This is a genomic window from Actinocrinis sp., from assembly GCF_035938995.1.
In the GTDB taxonomy this organism is placed as follows: Bacteria; Actinomycetota; Actinomycetes; order Streptomycetales; family Catenulisporaceae; genus DASZGI01.
Map to the genome: position 1 here is coordinate 1 of NZ_DASZGI010000226.1, position 17,382 is coordinate 17,382.

Annotated in this window: 15 protein-coding genes; 9 read left to right on the top strand and 6 right to left on the bottom strand. The window is 69.9% G+C overall.

The window, feature by feature from the left end; translation table 11 throughout:
- Window positions 1-61 precede the first annotated feature (61 nt).
- Window positions 62-1,141 carry an alpha-E domain-containing protein gene (locus VGZ32_RS16170; protein WP_326886873.1) on the top strand — a complete coding sequence of 360 codons (1,080 nt, stop codon included), beginning with the start codon at window positions 62-64 and terminating at the stop codon, window positions 1,139-1,141.
- 4 nt (window positions 1,142-1,145) lie between these two features.
- Window positions 1,146-2,015 carry a transglutaminase family protein gene (locus VGZ32_RS16175; protein ID WP_326886874.1) on the top strand — a complete coding sequence of 290 codons (870 nt, stop codon included), beginning with the start codon at window positions 1,146-1,148 and terminating at the stop codon, window positions 2,013-2,015.
- Window positions 2,016-2,365: 350 nt separating this feature from the next.
- Here the strand turns inward: VGZ32_RS16175 and VGZ32_RS16180 are convergent, their stop codons facing one another.
- Window positions 2,366-4,255 (bottom strand): CHRD domain-containing protein, encoded by a 1,890-nt coding sequence (locus VGZ32_RS16180; RefSeq protein WP_326886875.1) that lies wholly within the window; start codon window positions 4,253-4,255, stop codon window positions 2,366-2,368.
- Between the two features lie 198 nt (window positions 4,256-4,453).
- Window positions 4,454-5,128 (bottom strand): response regulator transcription factor, encoded by a 675-nt coding sequence (locus VGZ32_RS16185; protein WP_326886876.1) that lies wholly within the window; start codon window positions 5,126-5,128, stop codon window positions 4,454-4,456.
- A gap of 136 nt (window positions 5,129-5,264) precedes the next feature.
- Between VGZ32_RS16185 and VGZ32_RS16190 the strand changes: the two genes are divergently transcribed.
- A complete protein-coding gene (locus VGZ32_RS16190) occupies window positions 5,265-6,653 on the top strand; it encodes a hypothetical protein (protein ID WP_326886877.1) in 1,389 nt (462 codons plus the stop codon).
- A complete protein-coding gene (locus VGZ32_RS16195; RefSeq protein ID WP_326886878.1) occupies window positions 6,650-8,956 on the top strand; it encodes a sensor histidine kinase in 2,307 nt (768 codons plus the stop codon). Before VGZ32_RS16190 ends, VGZ32_RS16195 begins: the two co-directional genes overlap by 4 nt.
- A 135-nt stretch (window positions 8,957-9,091) precedes the next feature.
- Here VGZ32_RS16195 and VGZ32_RS16200 read toward each other — a convergent pair whose 3' ends face one another.
- Entirely contained in the window at window positions 9,092-9,610 is a 519-nt protein-coding gene (locus VGZ32_RS16200; protein WP_326886879.1) for a DinB family protein, read from the bottom strand.
- A 170-nt stretch (window positions 9,611-9,780) separates the two neighbouring features.
- Window positions 9,781-10,680 carry a DUF4232 domain-containing protein gene (locus tag VGZ32_RS16205; RefSeq protein ID WP_326886880.1) on the bottom strand — a complete coding sequence of 300 codons (900 nt, stop codon included), beginning with the start codon at window positions 10,678-10,680 and terminating at the stop codon, window positions 9,781-9,783.
- Between the two features lie 204 nt (window positions 10,681-10,884).
- On the opposite strand from VGZ32_RS16205, the gene VGZ32_RS16210 reads away from it, so the two are divergent.
- Genes VGZ32_RS16210 through VGZ32_RS16220 form a run of 3 tightly spaced genes read left to right on the top strand, consistent with a single transcriptional unit; the run spans window position 10,885 to window position 13,462 of the window.
- Window positions 10,885-11,883, top strand: coding sequence for an ABC transporter ATP-binding protein (locus tag VGZ32_RS16210; RefSeq protein WP_326886881.1), 999 nt, complete (start codon window positions 10,885-10,887; stop codon window positions 11,881-11,883).
- Window positions 11,884-11,897: 14 nt separating this feature from the next.
- Complete coding sequence (locus tag VGZ32_RS16215) at window positions 11,898-12,659, top strand: ABC transporter permease (RefSeq protein ID WP_326886882.1); 762 nt, start codon at window positions 11,898-11,900, stop codon at window positions 12,657-12,659.
- Complete coding sequence (locus VGZ32_RS16220) at window positions 12,656-13,462, top strand: ABC transporter permease (RefSeq protein ID WP_326886883.1); 807 nt, start codon at window positions 12,656-12,658, stop codon at window positions 13,460-13,462. The genes VGZ32_RS16215 and VGZ32_RS16220 overlap by 4 nt, the downstream gene beginning before the upstream one ends.
- Window positions 13,463-13,709: 247 nt before the next feature.
- Here the strand turns inward: VGZ32_RS16220 and VGZ32_RS16225 are convergent, their stop codons facing one another.
- Entirely contained in the window at window positions 13,710-14,315 is a 606-nt protein-coding gene (locus VGZ32_RS16225) for a TetR/AcrR family transcriptional regulator (protein WP_326886884.1), read from the bottom strand.
- 157 nt (window positions 14,316-14,472) lie between these two features.
- Between VGZ32_RS16225 and VGZ32_RS16230 the strand changes: the two genes are divergently transcribed.
- A complete protein-coding gene (locus VGZ32_RS16230; protein ID WP_326886885.1) occupies window positions 14,473-16,311 on the top strand; it encodes a CDGSH iron-sulfur domain-containing protein in 1,839 nt (612 codons plus the stop codon).
- A 55-nt stretch (window positions 16,312-16,366) separates the two neighbouring features.
- On the opposite strand, the gene VGZ32_RS28735 is transcribed toward VGZ32_RS16230, so the two are convergent.
- Window positions 16,367-16,489 (bottom strand): hypothetical protein, encoded by a 123-nt coding sequence (locus VGZ32_RS28735; RefSeq protein WP_414642553.1) that lies wholly within the window; start codon window positions 16,487-16,489, stop codon window positions 16,367-16,369.
- 176 nt (window positions 16,490-16,665) lie between these two features.
- Here VGZ32_RS28735 and VGZ32_RS16235 point away from each other — a divergent pair, with 176 nt between their 5' ends.
- On the top strand, window positions 16,666-17,169 hold the full coding sequence (locus VGZ32_RS16235) for a GNAT family N-acetyltransferase (RefSeq protein ID WP_326886886.1): 504 nt from the start codon (window positions 16,666-16,668) through the stop codon (window positions 17,167-17,169).
- Window positions 17,170-17,382 lie beyond the last annotated feature (213 nt).

Genomic DNA, 17,382 nt, shown 5'->3' on the forward strand with positions numbered 1-17,382 from the left:
CCGGCAGACCGGCCCCGCCACCGAGCAGCAGCAACAGCAGTAGAGAAGGGAGGCAGCCGCCATGCTCAGCCGTATCGCCGAGGCCCTGTTCTGGCTCGGCCGCTACATCGAACGCGCGGACGACACCGCGCGCATCCTCGATGCCTTCATGCACCGCCTCCTGGACGATCCGACCACGGACGAGGAAGCCGCCTGCCGCACCCTGTTCGCGATCCTCGGGGTCGCGGTGTCGGATTCGGCGGCGTCAGCTTCGACAGCGCCAAATTCAACCGCGTCAGGCTCAACCGCGTCAGGCTCAACCGCGTCCGATTCAGCCGTCTCGGATTCGACGGCGCCGGGCGGCTCGGCGGACCTCGAGTCCTGCGACGCCCAGACCGTGATGGCCCGGCTCGGCTTCGACGTGGACAATCCCAGCTCGGTGGCCGGCGCCTGGCGGGCCGGGCACGACAACGCGCGCGGCGTGCGCGAGGTGATCTCCACCGAGACCTTCGAGTGCCTGAACGCGACCCGCAACAGTCTTCCAGCGCAGAGCCGTGTGGCCGGCCGGGTAGGACCATACGCCTTTCTCCGGTACGTGCGCGAACGGGCGGCACTGTTCTCCGGGCTCGCCGACTCCACGATGAGCCGGGACGACGGCTGGCTATTTCTGACCCTCGGCCGCAACCTGGAGCGGGTGGACATGACCGCCCGGCTGCTCTCGGTCCGGGTGCTGGCCTCGCAGTACGCGCCGGACTGGCCGACGCTGCTGCGGGCGACCGGCGCCGACGAGCCGTACCGGCGGATGGAGGGCTGGGTGAGCGACCCGTCCGAGTCGGCGGCCCGCTTCCTGGTGCTGGAGCCCGATTTCCCGCGCTCGATTGTGTTCGCGCTGGGCGCGGCCGAGCAGTGCCTGGGCCAGCTGAGCGGTGCGCCGCAGACGCTGCGCGCGAGAGGCGTGCACGTGATCGCCCCCTCCGCCCGCCGGGTGATCGGCCGGGCCCGCACGATGCTCGAGTACGTCGACGCCGAGCACCTGGTGGCGCAGCTGCCCGGGGTGCTCAAGGAACTACAGGAGGCGTGCGTGGCGGCGACCGCCCAGATCGCCGAGGAGTACTTCCAGTACGGCGCGCCGGTCACCTGGCTCAACGAGAGGACGGACTGAAGCCGTGGCCGAGACGAGCTCCTGGCGGCTGGCGATCCAGCACGAGACGGTGGTCGACTACGACGGCACCGCCCGCGCCTCCTACAACGAGCTGCGGATGACGCCGCTGAGCACCGCCGGGCAGACGACGCTGAATCACTACGTCGAGCTGCACCCGCGGACGACCCTGTGGGAGTACACCGACTACTGGGGCACCCGGGTCACCTGCTTCGACCTGCAAGAGCCGCACAGCACCCTGACTATCCGCGCCGTGAGCACCGTAGAGACCAGCGGCTCGGAGCAGGCCCCCGACGCCTCCACCCGTCCGCCCTGCGACTGGACGACGGTCGCGCGGGCGGCCGCTTCGGCGGAACTGGCCGAGTTCACCGCTCCGACCGACCGCACCGAGATCACCCCGGAGCTGGAGCGGCGGGCCGGCGAGCGCACACACGGGGCCGATCCGCACGAGGCCGCGGACGCGATCGCGGCCTGGGTGCACGAGAGCGTGGCGTACGTGCCCGGGGCGACCGGCGTGCACACCAACGCCCAGGAGTCCTGGGATCAGGGCGAGGGGGTCTGCCAGGACTTCTCGCACATGACGATCGCCCTCATGCGCTGCGTCGGCCTACCGGCCCGATACGTCTCCGGCTACCTCTTCCCCGATCCGCAGGCCGAGCCCGGAGCGAGCGCCGAGGGCCAGAGCCACGCCTGGGTCGAGTACTGGGCGGGCGGCTGGCACGGGCTCGACGCGACCAACCGCACCGTGCCCGGCGTGCGGCACGTGGTGGTCGGCCACGGCCGCGACTACGCCGACGTCCTTCCGCACAAGGGGATCTACCACGGCGCCCCGGGCAGCGTGCCGAAGGTCACGGTGCGCTTCACCCGCCTGGTTTGAACATGGTGAAGGTCCCAGATCCGGCGCGGGATCCGGGACCTTCACCGTCTTCATCACACGGTTAACGGGCGCGTGCCCGGCGGCGACACCACTCTTGAAGCGACGGGGGCGTGACGTGAACGGCGGCTAGGCTGTCGGGCTCGTTTATCGGACTTGCTTCGGTTGGGTCACCCGTCGCTCAGTCCGGTCGCCGGTCAGTCATGATCGATGGTTGATTCACTCGGGCGAGGACCCCGTCATCGGTGCGAAGCGGGCGTGAAACGGCGGACGGACCGGCCGGGTTTTCCCGACCGGTCCGTGCGGCTCGCAGTTCGTTGTGCCTGGCTGTCGTCGGTCAGCCGCTCAGGCGCTCAGCCGTTCGCGCACAGCAGCGGCCGGAAGTTCAGCGTCGGCGCGCCGTTCGCGACGATGTTGCCGCTGGTGCCCAGGTGCAGGTTCAGGTACCAGGTGCCGCTGGCCGGCATGGGCTGGACCCCGGTGACCGTGCGGGTCTGGTCCGCCACGTTCCCGTGCGCGTCCGCCTGGAAGTCCATCAGCATGTAGAGCACCCCGCCCTGGCTCTGGCAGCTTCCGGCGTGGATGTGCGCAGCGTGGGCGCCCGGGGTCAGGCCGGTCGCGTCGAGCGTCACGGTGATGGTCTGGGCGGCCGAGTCGTAGCTGACCGTGGCCCGGCCGGACAGCTCGCCCGCGCTGGTGCCGTCGGTGTTCACGTCCACCGCCGACAGCTCGGACTTGAAGCCGTGCGGCTGCGAGGGCAGTTGGTCGCTCTTCGCGATCGGCTCGGCGGCGAGCGCCGCGTTCGTCGGCGCGGTGTTCGCGGAGGCCTGGTTCGTAGAGGCCGGGTTCGTGGAGTCCGGGGCGGGCTGGCCGAGCAGGATGACGAGCTTGCTCCCCTCCGGCAGCTCGCCGGTCGGGCCGGTCGCGGTCAGCGTCGTGTCGGCGCGGCCGGTCGCGTCGGCGGTCAGCGGGGCGGTGAAGGTCGCCACCGGGGAGCTGTGCCCCGGTGCCGTGATCTCCACGGTGTGCGCGGAGCCCGGCGTGAGGCCGAACACGTTCACCTGAGCGGTGAGCGTCCCCTCCGCACCACCGCTCACCGTGACCGTGCCGGTCGGCATCGCGGACAGGTTCAGGTGCTCGGTGGTCACCGAGCGGCCCGGGGTCGCCAGCATGCCGTCGGTGTTCCCGTTGCCGTCGACGTAGAAGCCGACCAGGACGCCCTCGTCGTTCACACCGTTGACCGTGGTGGTCCCGGCGCCGTTCGGGTCGTCGACCGTCTTGAACCCGCCCTTCGCCGTCCAGGTGAAGCCGTGCGTCTGGGCGTTGTTGCCGCTGCCGACCTGGTAGGCACCCACCACCTCGCGGTGGTCGTTGACCCCGAAGGCTTGCGTCATCGCGGCACCCGGGTAGGCCAGGGCGGTCAGCTTGCCGTCCTCGGTGAGCAGGAATGCCTCGACGGCTCCGGCCGCGTTGGTCTCGAAGCCCGCGACGTCGCCGCGGTCGTTGATCGCGGCCGCGGTGCTGCTGGTCGCGCCGGAGACCGTGACCGTGTGGAAGGTGCGGCGGTCGATGTTGTATTCGTACCCGTGGTTGTTGCCGGCGCCGTCGGTGTAGAAGCCGACCGCGACGTCCGAGTCGTTGACTCCGAGCAGCTGGTTGACGGCCGGGTTCGCGTTGTTCTGGGTCGGGAAGGCGACCGGGCGGAACGAGCCACCGAGGTCGACGAACCCGGTGTTGTCGTTGACCTGGTTCGCGTTGTTCATGGTGGACGAGAAGCCGACCGTGACCCCGCGGTTGTTGATCGCGGTGACCTGCGTCTGCACCGAGTTCGGCACGTTCTCGTTCACGAAGCTCGACGCCCCGCCCGCCACGCGATAGCCCTTGTTCGGGTGGCCCTGCGCCCCAGAGCCGAAGTAGCCGGCGATCACGCCGTCGTTGTCGATGCCGAGCAGCTGGTTGAAGGTCGGGTCGGCCGCGTTGTTCACGGTGCGGAACGAGTACGAGGACGGCTGCACGTACGAGGCGGTGTCGGCGTTCATGCCCTGCATGCCGTTCGACGCGCCCTGGTCCATAGCGCCCGACGTCGACGACGTGGACGCGGTCGCGGAAGAGCCCTGCGACGGCGCGCCGCCCTTCGCGCTCCCGTGTCCGGTCGACGAGGCGAGGCCCGTCGTGTTCGGCGTGCAGGCCGCGGCGGCGCCCACCACCGCCACCGCTGCGACGTACGCAAATGTCTTCCTCACGTGGTCCCCCAAAGCCGAGGTCTGGGCCGTCCGGTTCGTCCCGTCGGCACCGAATTCCGATTGCGCTCTCGAGAATGCCGGGCGCCGGGGGGAGAGACGATCATGCAGGCACGCCGATCCGGGGGTGTGCCTGCACCCCCTTGGACCTTCGCGGTCGGGCGCGGGGAGGGGCGGGCCTGAACCCTTCCCAGGGGCCCCTCAGGGCTGCTGAGATCTGGAGTCGAGCAGGGTGAGCACCGCGGCCACGCGTCGGTCGAGGTCGGTGTTGTCCCCGAGCCCGAGCTTCGCGAACAGCGTATTGATGTGCTTCTGTACCGCGCGCTCGGTCAGGAACAGCGCCTTCGCGATCGTGGCGTTGTTCTTGCCCTGGGCCATCTGTTCGAGGACCTCGCGCTCGCGGCGGGTCAGCGCGGCCAGCGGTGAACCGTCGGTCCGCTCACCGCGTGTGACGAGTGCCTCGACCAGCTGCGGGTCGAGGGCGGATCCGCCGGCGGCCACCTGGTGCAGGGAGCGGTGGAGCTCGGCGATGTCGCCGATGCGCTCCTTGAGCAGGTAGCCGGCTCCGGACGCGCCGGAGCGCAGGAACTCGTAGGCGTATTGGGGGTCGGCGAATTGGGTCAGCAGGATCACTCCGGTGCCCGGGTGGCGCTCGCGGATCACCGCGGCCGCGGCCAGGCCCTCGGTCGAGTGGTCGGGCGGCATCCGGATGTCGGTGATCACCACGTCCGGGCGGTGCTCCTCGACCGCCGCGAGCAGCTCGTCCCGGTCGGCCACCGCGGCCAGCAGTTCGACGTCGTCGAGCGCCTGAAGCAGCGCCGCGGTCCCAGCCCGCAGCAGGTAGTTGTCCTCGGCGAGGACGACCCGGATCGCCATCTGTCTCCCCACCCCCCGGTCGCACATGGTATCCAAGGCCCATCGGTCCGCCGACGCGCCACGTCGTCGACACGGCCGTGTCGTGTCGAGCCGGGCCCCGCCGGCGCCCGAACGACGAGCCGGAAGGATGAGCACGATGCCGACTAGGTCGAGCACGTACCGCGCCCGGCTCGCGCTCGCGCGACCCGGTGTCTACCCGATCGTACGCACTCTGGCCGAGGTGCTCTGCGCCGCGGCCTTCGTGGTCGGCGTGTACGAGCTCGTCGTGCGGGGCGGGATCGCGCTGTGGCCCACCGCGACCGACGACTGGATCCTGCCGATGTGGATCGCGGCCGCCACGATCTCGGGGATCGGCCTGACACCGGTCCGCAGGCTTGCGCGCCGTCTGCTGGCCCGGCTGTGGCCGTCGGGCGCCGCAGACCCCTACGCCGCCCTCGCCTCCTTCGCCGTCAGCGCTTCGGCCGCCGAGCCGGCCGAGAGCGCGCTGCGCCGCCTCGCCCAGCTCACGGCGGCCGGCACCGGCGCCCGCGACGCGGCCGTGTGGCTCGCCGAGCCCGCGGGCGGCTTGCGGCTTGTCGGCCGCTGGCCCGACGACGATCCGCTGACCGCCCCGCTCCCCGATCACCAGCTTGCCGACTGCGACATCCCCGTGTTCGACGGGGACACCCGGCTCGGTGCACTGACCCTCAGCGCTCCGCCCACCCGGGCACTGACGCCGCGCGACCTGCGGTTGGCCGCTGACGCGGCGAACGCCGCCGGGCTGCTGCTGCGCAACGCCGAGCTCACCGCCCGGCTGGCCGACGAGGTGTGGCGCGAGTCCGAGCAGGCCGCGCTGCTGGACCTGTCCCGGCGGCGGGTCGTGGCAGCCCGCGACGCGGCCAGGGAGCAACTCGGCCGGGAGATCCGGACGCGGGTCGGCGAGCCGCTGTATCAGTGCTCGGCCATGGCGTCCTCGCTGCTCGACGCCGATCCGGACACTGACACCAAAACCGACGCCGACGCCGACGCCGATCCGGGCGATTCCCAAAAGCAGACGCTCGCCGAGATGACCGCCCTGATCGACGCGGCCATCGGCGACTTCCGCAAGATCGTGCACGGCGTCTATCCCGCGGTCCTCACCGACCACGGTCTGGCCGCGGCGCTGGACAACCTGCTCGCGGACCTCCCCCGCCGCACCGTCTTCACCGCGCGCGACCTGCCGAGGGTCGCGCCGCGCATCGAGGCGGGCGTGTACTTCTGCGTCGCCGCACTCGTCGGATCGACGCCTGATTCCGGTCAGCCCGCTACCGATCAGCCCCTTGAGGTGCACGTCGACTTCGACACCGACGCCGACACGCTCTCCGTTGTCCTTCTCGACACTGCGATCCTTGTCGACACTGCGGGCTCCGATGAGCCGTCGATCCCTGACGTCCTGCGTGACCGCGTGGAGGCGCTGGAGGGCGAGCTCGACGTGACCGAAAGCCAGAACGGTCCACGCTACGAGCTCACGGTTCCCGTGAAATCCCCTGAAGCGGACGCATCATGAACAGCCGCCGCATCGGAGCCGCCGCGTGGTACCTGTTCACCGCGCTCTACGCTGCGATCGTCTGCGCCTGGCTGCTGATCGGACTGGCTGTCGCCCTTACGGCGCTCACCACATCGTGGCACGCGTGGGCTCTGGCGGCGGCTGGCGGGCGACACGGCTCCGCCTGGATCTCGATCGGCAAAGGCCTGATCGCCGCGGCCGCCCACAGCTACCCGACTACCAGCGTCATCCTCGACTACATCTACAGCGCGGCGAACCTCCTCATCGCGGCGGCGCTGTTCCGACTCGCGCCGCGCGAGTGGACCATACGGCTTCTGGCGATCGGTCTGGCCGGAACTGCCGCCGCATTCAACCTGCAAGCGCACACCACGGTTCAAGCCGTGGCCGTGGCGACAGGAGTGCAGACCGACGGCTGGAGCACCGCCCTCCTGCACGGCGTCGGCGGTACGGCCTACGTCGTCGCCCTCCTGCTCTTCCCGACCGGCACCCTCCCCCAGTTCGCGCACCGCACCGCGACCGCCCGAGCGCTCCTGCTCGCACCCGCCCTCGCCGTCGCAGCCCTCTTCGCCACTCTCACTGCTCAGTACCCGCACACCCTCACCTTCGTGCTCTTCTTCGGCCTACTGATCCCGCTCGAGGCCGGCGTGGCGCAGTGGAGCCGGTTCTCCCGCGCCGCCACGACCGAGGTGCGCGAACAGTCCAGGATTCTGCTCTGGGCGCTGGGCATCGCATGCGCGGCGGCGGTACTGATCTCGGTGATCGCGTTGTCGACGCAGGCCCTGCAGACTCCCGGGCTGCCGCGTGACGTGCCGGGAATCAGCATCGGAATGCCAGGCCTCACCGGCAGCCTGCCCGGCGTCGGCGGCATCGGCACCCAGGTGGTGGCCTTCTGGATCTTCCGCATCGTCTCCCTGGCGCTTCCGTGCTCCGTGCTCGTCGCGATGATGCGATTCCGCCTCGGTGCCATTGAGCAGCTGCTCAATCGGGCGCTGGTCTATGGCGGCCTGGTGGCAATCGCGGGCGGCGCGTACGTGTTCCTCGTCGTGCGAGTCGACGCATGGTTCGGCCTCGACTCCGACTGGCTCGCCCCGCCCCAGGTCGCCGCGGCCGGACTTGTCGCACTCGCGTTCCACCCGCTGCGGACCGGACTCGAGCGGTGGGCCGACCGCCTCGTCTACGGTCGCCGCGTCGCACCGTACGACGTGCTCGCCCAGGTCTCAGCGCTCTCCCAAACCAGCGGCAGCGCGGAATCGCTGCTCTCCCTCGCACGCATCGCCGCAGAGGGCTTGCGCACGGGATTCGCGGTCGTCTACCTCGATCTCGAGGACGGCACCCGCGCGACGTACGCATGGCCCACCGACGCCCCGACCGACGAGTCCACCGTCCAGAAATCCACCGTCCGGCGCGAGATTCCGGTCGCTTATCAGGGAACTCCAGTCGGCGCGCTTGCGATCCCTGAGGCGTCCGGACGCTGGTCCGGCGCGGACCGCAGCGCGCTGCTGGACCACCTCACCCGCGCCGCCGCCGTCGTCATGCACAACGCAGGGCTGGCGATCGAGCTCGAAAACAAGCTGCGGGTCACGGAGCGGCACGCGGCCGAGATCCGGGCGTCGCGGTGGCGCATCGTCGCGGCGCAGGACAGCGAGCGGCGCGAACTGGAACGGAACCTTCACGACGGCGCGCAACCCGCGCTCACCGCCGTACGCCTCTCCCTGGGCCTCGCCACATACCTTTCAGCGTCCGGCAACCCGAAGGCCCGCGAAGCCCTCACCCGCCTGCGCGACCAGATCGACGACGCATCCGTCGGCCTGCGCCAGACCCTGCGCGGTCTGGCCCCCGCCGCCCTCGGCGAGCGCGGCATCGGCCGGGCGCTGCGCGAGCTGGCCGAATCGCTTGGCACCGACGCCGCATTCCGCATCGACGACGAGACCGCCGACGCCCGCTTCGCCCCCGAGATCGAGGCTGCGGTGTACTTCTGCTGCGCGGAGGCGATTCAGAACGCGGCGAAGCACTGCCCCGCCGCAACGGTCAACGCCGCGCTCCGCATCAACGCCGACACCGCCGCGCTGAGCTTCACGGTCGCCGACGACGGTCCCGGCTTCGACGCCGCCGCCTCGACCGGTAGCGGCATGCAGAACATGGCCGACCGCATCGCCGCGGTCGGCGGAACCCTGAACATCGAGTCAGCGTTCGGAGAAGGCACGAGCGTCCGCGGTACGGTGCCCGCGAAAGCCTTGCCCGATCAGCCTGTTCCGAGCCCGGACGAGGGTGAAACCGCGCGCCTCGCGGGCGAGCGGGCATGACCGTACGCGCCCATTTCACAAGGCAAGCAGCCGGATAGATCAATGCCCGTGGCCCCCGTCGGCGAAGGCACTCGGATTAACTCGCTAATTCCACCGATGCCCGCACCGTGACACGGGCCGAGCGCCTACTCCCCCTTAGCCGCGGGCTGCGGCCATACGTGCCGTGGTGCTGGCGCCATCCAGTGCTTCGCGGATGATGTCGGCGTGACCGCTGTGGTGCGCGATCTCCCGGAAGACGTGCAGCAGGACGTGGCGGACCGTCCAGACGACCGTCTGGTCCGGCGACCACGGATAGCGCGGGAGCGTGACCCGGCGGTCGAGGTCGGGCTCGTCGCGAACCACCCGGTCGAACTCAGCCGCCGCTGCCTGGAAGGCGTCGAGCAGGCCGGCCAAGGTCTCCGACTCGGTCATCCGGTAGACGTCGGGGTCGAGATCGGACATCTTGAACTCGGCCGGCGCGGTCCCGCCGATCACCGCGAACCACGTGCGCTGTGTACGCCCGAGGTGCTTGACCAGGCCGCCGAGCGTCAACTCGCTGACGGTCGTGCGGGCCACGGCCTGCTTGTCGGTGATGCCGTCGACGGTGCAGAGGAAGTTCTTGCGCTGGTCGGCCACGATAGCCAGCAGGTCATCGCGCTCCTGTGACATTTCCATGGTCACATCCAAGCCCGCGACGATCCGAGGTTCAAGCATCTTCAAGCTCAGCATCGGCAGCAAATGACAGGAGCAAGCCTTCAACGAGTGACGCTGCCGGGAGCTTCGAGCCAGCGGTCCATCCCCGGCAACTCCCTGCGGCTAGGCTGCACGCCTGCGAGCGCCGTCCGTCAGCTGTACAGGCCGGGTGTGCTGAAGAAGGTGTTGAGCGCGGCCACCAGGTTGATCTCCTGCGTGCGCTGCGCCGAGGTCAGTCCGGCGTCCGGGAGTGCGGCCAACTGGGTGAGTTCCTGAGCCGCCTGCGCGAAGCCCGCGGTGCCCGGCTCCCCCGCGTTGACCGCGCTGGTGAGCAGCGATGCCGCCTGCGCCCAGTAAGCACCCTGTTCCGTGGAAACTGCGGTCGCCCCGGACGTCCACTGCTGGCGGGCCGCGGCGAACTGGCTCGCGGCTTGAGCGGCGCCGCCGCCGGGGGCCAGCGACGTGACCGTCGGCGGGTCGCAGACGGGCGCGCCGAACGCGATCCGCGTCGAGTGCGTCTCGTCGGGTGGTGTCACCAGCAGGTTCTGCACGGTCGGGCACGGCGGCTGCGACGAGCCCGGCACCGCGTGGAACGCGATCGTGGCAAGCATCGCGGATGCGCTGTCCCCAGACTGAAGCGTGACCTGCGGGCCCTTCGCGTTGACTCTCGTCGCCTGGAAGATCTGCGCACCGCCGGCGTCCAGCGCCGCGACGCCCGGCCAGCCGACCACGAAGCACGCCGCCGAACCGGTGTTCTTGAAGATGATCGGACGTTGCGACACCCCGGGAGCACCCGGCGGGAGGGCGTCCCCAAGACTGACGGCAAGGGCGCCGAGCGTGCACTCCGGCGTCGAGCCCTGCCCGTTGCCCTGAGCCACCGGGGACGCAGTCGTCCCGCCTGCCGCGCCGCCCTGACCGGCCGCCGACGTCGTGGTCCCTCCAGCGGAACCGTTCTGCGAGGTCGTGGCGTTGCACCCGGCAAGCGCCAGCACCGCCCCCGCCGAAACCATCGCCATACCCGCCGCACCGCGCAGTCCGAACCGCTCGAACATCGTTGATCTCCCTCTCGTAGGTCGTCTGTACCTAAGAGGCAGACGACCCGCGTCGGCCAACAACTTTCTGCGGACTTCTTCGGCGTTCCCGGATCGCAAAAGAAGTTGTCTTCTTGCAATCTTTTGTGATCAGCTTTCTCGAAGATGCCGGAAACCGTCATCCACTCGCCTGACCGCGACCTGCAGCGAACGGAGGCCCCGTAGATGTCAGGAGGCGACACGGACCCGGCCGAGGACGAGATTCTCGTCCGGGCCGTCGGCCTGACGAAGATCTACCCGGCGCGTGCGGATCTCCCCGAGTTCCGCGCCGTCGACGGGATCGATCTCGAGCTGCGCCGCGGCGAGGCCTTCGGGTTCCTCGGGCCGAACGGGGCCGGGAAGTCGACGACGATGCGCATGATCGCGGCGACCTCACCCCGATCCGCGGGCACTTTGCGGGTCCTGGGGTTGGACCCGGACACGCACGGCTCCGCGATTCGCGCGCGCCTCGGGGTCGTGCCCCAGGACGACGCCCTGGACCGAGAGCTGACGGTGCGTGAGAACCTTTATGTCTATGGCCGCTACTTCAGGCTCAAGCGCGCCACGATCCGGGTCCGCAGCGACGAACTGCTCGACTTCGCCCAGCTGCGCGAAAAGGCCGACAGTCCGGTGGAGGCGCTTTCCGGCGGCATGCGGCGCCGGCTGACCATCGCCCGCTCGCTGATCAACAACCCGGACATGGTGCTGCTCGACGAGCCCACTACCGGGCTCGACCCGCAGGCCAGGCACGTGTTGTGGGACCGGCTCTACCGGCTCAAGCAGGACGGCGTGACGCTGCTGCTGACCACGCACTACATGGACGAGGCCGAACAGCTGTGTGACCGGCTGATGGTGATCGACCACGGCACGATCGTGGCCCAAGGCTCGCCGCAGGAGCTGATCCGGACGCACGTCACCCGCGAGGTCCTCGAGCTGCGCTTCCCGCTCGAGATCGCCGAGGCGGCCGGCGCGAAGCTGCGCGACTCGCCGCTGGGCGGCGACGGATCGGACATCGGCGCGCGCGTCGAACAGCTGCCCGACCGAGTGCTGGTCTACGCCGCCGACGGCGAGGCCGCGCTGGCCGACGTGCACGGGATGGGCCTGGTCCCGCTGACCGCGCTGGTACGCCGGGGGACGCTCGAGGATGTGTTCCTCAAGCTGACCGGCCGCTCGCTGATCGACTGAAGGGCCGTGGGGTCATGCTGCGCGTCTTCGAATACTGGTTCATTCGCTACCGCCGCACGTGGCGCGGCACGATCGTCGTCAGCGTCGCCAACCCGTTGCTGTTCCTCGTCGGCATCGGCGCGGGCCTGGGCCATCTGGTCGATCGGCACGCGCCGACGCAGCTGGCCGGGATCTCCTACGCCGCGTTCTTCGCGCCGGGGATGCTAGCGGCGGCGGCGATGCAGACTGCCTTCCTGGAGTCGTCGGGCAGGATCGCCGCCGCGGCTGCCCCGTCCGGCGCCTATCAGGACGCTGTTCCGACACCGCTGGATCCGGAGCAGGTGATGGCCGGTCACCTGCTTTTCGTCGCGTTCCGCGTCCTGACCTCCAATGCCGCGTTCGTCCTCGTCATGCTGGGCTTCGGGCTGCTCTCCGGCATGCGCGGGCTGGCTGTGCTGCTCGCCGCGACGCTGACAGGGCTCGCGTTTGCGGCGCCGACAGCGGCCTGGGCGGTCGGCGTGCGGGTCCAGCGCCAGACCAACACCGTCTTCCGGATGATCATCATGCCGCTCTACATGTTCTCCGGGAGCTTCTTCGCGCTCTCCCAGCTGCCCGGCCCACTTCGCATCCTCATCGGCGCGCTGCCGCTGGCCCAAGGCGTGGATCTGTGCCGCTCGCTCGCTCTGGGCACCGCCGGGACCGGCGCCACCGCGGCCCACGCCGCATACCTGTGCGCCCTCGCCGTGCTTGGCTTCGCTCTCGCCCGCACCGCCTATCGCCGGAGGTTGCACGCATGACCACGACGACGCTCAGCCCGGCTGTGGGCCGCACCGCATCCTGGGCGGCCGGGCGCGTATCCGCCCTGATCGAGCGCAACATGATGATCTACCGGCGCTCGATCACGCCGCTCGCCTTCGGCCTGATCGAGCCGGTGATGTACCTGCTGACGATCGGCTTCGGCGTCGGGACGCTGGTCGGCGCCGTGCCGGGCGTGAACGTGCGCTACCCCGCGTTCGTCGCGCCGGCGATCCTGGCGACCACGGTGATGAACACGGCGTTCAACCAGACGACCTTCGGGGTCTTCCTCCGGATCAAGGTGGACCGGACCTACGAGGCGATCGTTCCCACGCCGATGACTCCCACGGATATCGCCGTCGGCGAAGTCGCCAGCGCGGTCATCAACGGCCTGTTGACGTCGACCGGCTTCCTCGCCGCAGTAGCGCTGCTCGGGCTGGCCGTCTCCCCCGGCATCCTGCTGGCCGTTCCCGCCGCTGCCCTCGTCGGTTTCGCCTTCGCCGCGGCCGGCCTCGCGGTGACCACGTATCTTCGAGACTTCTCCGACTTCCAGCTGATCCAGCTGGTGATGCTGCCGATGTACCTGTTCGCCACGACCTTCTACCCGCTCACCACGTACCCTGGCTGGCTGCGCCCCCTGATCGAAGCCCTCCCGCTCTACCAGAGCATCGAGCTGATCCGGGAACCGGCCCTCGGCCGCTTTCCCGCCGCCGCGCTCCTGATCGCGATCCTCTATCTCATCGCCTTCGGCAGCGCGGCGATGGTCGTCGCGACCCGGCGACTCGGCAGACGACTACTCGCCTGATTCGTCTCCCGGCAGTCGCGATGTATGACGGCTCTTCGAAGTTGACCGGGTATGGCGGAGGCGCAAAGCGTCCCGCAAACGATTCACCGTGCGCGGGCGTTCCGTCGTGCCGTTACGCCCATTCGTCGTCCAGTTCGTCGGGTCCGGGCCGTAGCCGACGATCCGGTCAAACACCTGATGGGCGCCGCCGATCTGCGCCGGATTCTTGGCTCCCGTCAGCAGATGACTGCGACGCGGCACGGGTGCCTCAGGACCCGGCGCGCCGCCCGCCGACGGCGCGCCAGACCAGGGCGGCGGTGCGGGCCGGCCAGTTCTCCGGCGGAGCGGCGCCGGCCAGGGCCCGGCCGTACCAGGAGCCGGTGCACATCGTGACGGCGACTTCGAGGTCTGCGTCCTGGTCTATCAGGCCGAGTTCCCGGGCCCGCTTCAGGATCGCCAGGATGCGGCGGCGGCGCGGGGCCACGACCTTACTCCGGTAGCGGGCGAGCAGCTCCGGCGCGGTGCTGTCCTGGAGCATCGTGCCGACCAGCGAAAGGCGACCCGGCCGGGACACCCCGCGCTGGAAGTCGGACAGTTCGGCGACGAGGTCGGCCAGCGGGTCCTCGGAGGTCGTCGCGGGTCCGGCGTCGACCGCGGCCTGGAGCGCCGCGGCGGCCAGGCTCGCCTTGTCCGGCCAGCGGCGGTAGAGCGCCTGGCGGGTGGTGCCCGCCTCCTGGGCGACGGCGGCCAGCGACATCGCCTCGTAGCCGAGCGTCGACAGATGCCGGTTCGCCACCTCCAGCGCCCGCGCGTCGATCTCCGGGTCCCTGGCCCGTCCCGGGCCGCGCGGCGTGGTTGACGCTCTCGGAGGCATACCAATACAGTACTGGATTGTATTGTTTACGCAATCCACGGGGGCTTGTGTTGACGGTCGAGAGCGTCACCGACACCGCCCGAGCCGGTGGGCTCGCAGTAGCGTGTTGCGCGACCGGTAGGGGTGCCCCCTTGAGTGCTTCCCGGAGGAAATCCCCGTGACCATCGCACCAAGCGGCAGATCACCCGACCTCTACGCGAAGATCGCGGCCCTGCTGGGATCGGTCCGCGCGCTGACATCCGCCTTGGAGGGTGCAGACGACGAGTCGACGCAGCACGTTCGCACGCGGCTGCGCGACAGCGTGCTGCGTCCGCTGTTAGAAGTCTCGTCAGCTTCGTCCGAGAGCGCCGCGTCGGAGGCCGCAGCACAGAAGCCTGAGACAGGTCGGGCGGCGGGTGAGCTGGACGACGGGCTGTTCGAGTTGGCGCGCACGGCGACGGCCCTCTTCGCCGAAGATCCAGACCACATGGCGCTCGCCGAGGCCGCGGCCGCGCTTCAGGACCTCGCACTCAGCCGCGCCGTTCCCGAGGTCGCCGCCGACCGGTTGGCCGCGTTTCAGCAGTTGCAGTCGGCGCTGGAGTCTCGGATCCGACTGGTCGCCAACGGTCCCTATCTGGTCACCAACGCCACCCGCCTGACGGACTACCTGGGACAGCCCGGGCCGCTTCGGCCGCAACTCGCCCTGTGCCGCTGCGGCGCTTCCAAGCTCAAACCCCTGTGCGACGGTTCTCACGCGACCAACGGATTCGACGACGCGAAGGATCCGAACCGGGTACCGGACCGCCGCGACACCTACGTCGGACAGCAGGTCACGATCCTCGACAACCGCGGCGTCTGCCAGCACGCCGGATACTGCACCGATCGGCTGGCCACCGTGTTCCGCACGAGCGAAGAGCCGTTCGTCGCTCCCAGCGGCGGACGCATGGACGAGATCATCCGCGCGGTGCGCGACTGCCCGTCCGGAGCGCTGAGCTACGCCATAGACGGCGAGGAGGCCCGCGACAGCGTCGACTACCACGGGTCACGCGAGCCGGCGATCGAGGTCACCAAGGACGGGCCCTACCGCATCACCGGCGGCATCCGGCTGGTCGACTCCGAGGGCGCCGACGTGCCCCGCAACGAGGGCGCCTCCTTTGAGCACTACGCACTCTGCCGATGCGGACAGTCCAGGAACAAGCCGTTCTGCAGCGGCATGCACTGGTACGTCGACTTCCACGACCCCGTCGCGGAACCCGACCACGAGCCCACGATCTTCGAGTGGGCCGGCGGCCTTCCGGCGCTCACCCGGATGACCCGGCTGTTCTACGAGAAGCACGTGCCGCAGGACCCGCTGCTCGCCCCGGTGTTCGCCACCATGTCCGCCGACCACCCCGAGCGCGTGGCGAAATGGCTCGGCGAGGTGTTCTGCGGCCCGAAGGCGTACAGCTCCGAATACGGCGGATACCCGCGGATGCTCTCCCAGCATCTCGGCAAGCTGTTGACGGAGGAGCACCGGACCCGCTGGGTGGCGCTGCTGCTCCGATCGGCCCGCGAGGCCGGGCTGCCCAACGACCCCGAGTTCCGCTCGGCGTTCAGTTCCTACATCGAATGGGGCTCACGCCTGGCGGTGGAGAACTCACAGACCGGGTCGACGCCCCCGCCCAAGATGCCGATGCCGCGCTGGGACTGGAGCACCGCGGCCGGCCCGCCCGGATCCCGGATCTCCGCCCTCGGCGGAACGCCGCATGCGCACGAGGAACACGAGGAGCCCGCCCCCGTGCTGCCGGAAGCCGGGCAGGAGATCCGCTTCGAGGACCACATCAAGACCCTGTTCAGGTCCCGGGACCGGCGCTCGATGCGGTCCTCCTTCGACCTCTGGGAATACGACGACGTGGCCGCGCACGCCGACGCCATTCTCGCCCGCGTGCGGGAAGGATCCATGCCGTGCGACGGGGCTTGGCCCTCGGAGCGGGTCGACGCCTTCCAACGGTGGATCGAGGCCGGCAAGCCCCGCTGACGATGGCCGTCCGCACCGCGCCGCCACGCCCGTTCGTGATTCCTCTCGTTACCAGTCATCGCGAGAGGGAGCACGAACGGGACAGCGGGGCGATCAGCCCTTCGCTCGTGCGGAACACGATGGCCAGCCGATCGGTGCAGTATCCGGCGTGCTGGCAGACGCCGCGGTTGTCGAGGATCGTGACCTGCTGTCTGACATAGGTGTCGCGTCAGTTCAAGATGGCGCTCTCCGCCGACCCTGCCGCCCTCTACCCCGAGCTCACCGCCAAGCCGTAGCGTGGGAACTCGCCGCGGCCGGTGCGGCGTGCTGCTTGCGCCGGAGCATTGACGGCGCAGAAAGTATGAACGGGGGAACATGTACGAGCCGATGTCGCTGCACCTGGAAACCGAGCGGCTGACGATGCGTCCGTGGGTTGAGGCAGACGCACCTTCCTACAGCGCCCTGACCGCCGAACGCGACGACGGAGCGTTCTCGGTACAGATCGCCCGCGAGCGCATCGCGAACCAGCTGTTCAAGACCGCGCAGACCGGGATCGCCCTGCTGCCGGTCGAACGGCGGGCCGAGGGCGACTTCATCGGATACTGCGGTCTGGTCGTCGGTCGGGCGTCGCTGGACGAACCCGAAATCGCCTATGAGCTGTTTCGACGCGTCCACGGCCACGGCTATGCGACCGAGGCGGCCCGCGCGGTCGTTGACGCCGCCGCTGCGACTGGACGCGAACGCTTGTGGTCAACCGTGCGCGCCTGGAACACGGCGTCCTTACGCGTCCTCGACAAGCTCGGATTCGAGCGCAGCCATGTCGTGCCCGACGAGGACGGCAAAGGGGCGGTGATCTGGCTGACCCGCATGCTGCGATGAGACGCACAGGGGCATTGACGCGCTCTGAGGCGCTCGCTATGTGCGGCCTCGTATGTTCCGAGCATGGTGATCGACTTCACTGAGGCGTCCTGCGCGCACCGTGACGTCTGCGGCCGACCGTGCCCGGGGCACCGACAGACCGGCCAGGCTCGCGCTGAGTGAGTAGCCACATCCGTACAGAGCGAAGAGGTTCCTGCCGCACGCACCCCACCG

Coding starts and splice junctions, on each gene's coding strand:
- VGZ32_RS16170 (WP_326886873.1), top strand. CDS start 62: ATGCTCAGCCGTATCGCCGAGGCCCTGTTCTGGCTCGGCCGCTACATC.
- VGZ32_RS16185 (WP_326886876.1), bottom strand. CDS start 5,128: ATGGCGATCCGGGTCGTCCTCGCCGAGGACAACTACCTGCTGCGGGCT.
- VGZ32_RS16190 (WP_326886877.1), top strand. CDS start 5,265: ATGCCGACTAGGTCGAGCACGTACCGCGCCCGGCTCGCGCTCGCGCGA.
- VGZ32_RS16195 (WP_326886878.1), top strand. CDS start 6,650: ATGAACAGCCGCCGCATCGGAGCCGCCGCGTGGTACCTGTTCACCGCG.
- VGZ32_RS16200 (WP_326886879.1), bottom strand. CDS start 9,610: ATGGAAATGTCACAGGAGCGCGATGACCTGCTGGCTATCGTGGCCGAC.
- VGZ32_RS16205 (WP_326886880.1), bottom strand. CDS start 10,680: ATGTTCGAGCGGTTCGGACTGCGCGGTGCGGCGGGTATGGCGATGGTT.
- VGZ32_RS16210 (WP_326886881.1), top strand. CDS start 10,885: ATGTCAGGAGGCGACACGGACCCGGCCGAGGACGAGATTCTCGTCCGG.
- VGZ32_RS16215 (WP_326886882.1), top strand. CDS start 11,898: ATGCTGCGCGTCTTCGAATACTGGTTCATTCGCTACCGCCGCACGTGG.
- VGZ32_RS16220 (WP_326886883.1), top strand. CDS start 12,656: ATGACCACGACGACGCTCAGCCCGGCTGTGGGCCGCACCGCATCCTGG.
- VGZ32_RS16225 (WP_326886884.1), bottom strand. CDS start 14,315: ATGCCTCCGAGAGCGTCAACCACGCCGCGCGGCCCGGGACGGGCCAGG.
- VGZ32_RS16235 (WP_326886886.1), top strand. CDS start 16,666: ATGTACGAGCCGATGTCGCTGCACCTGGAAACCGAGCGGCTGACGATG.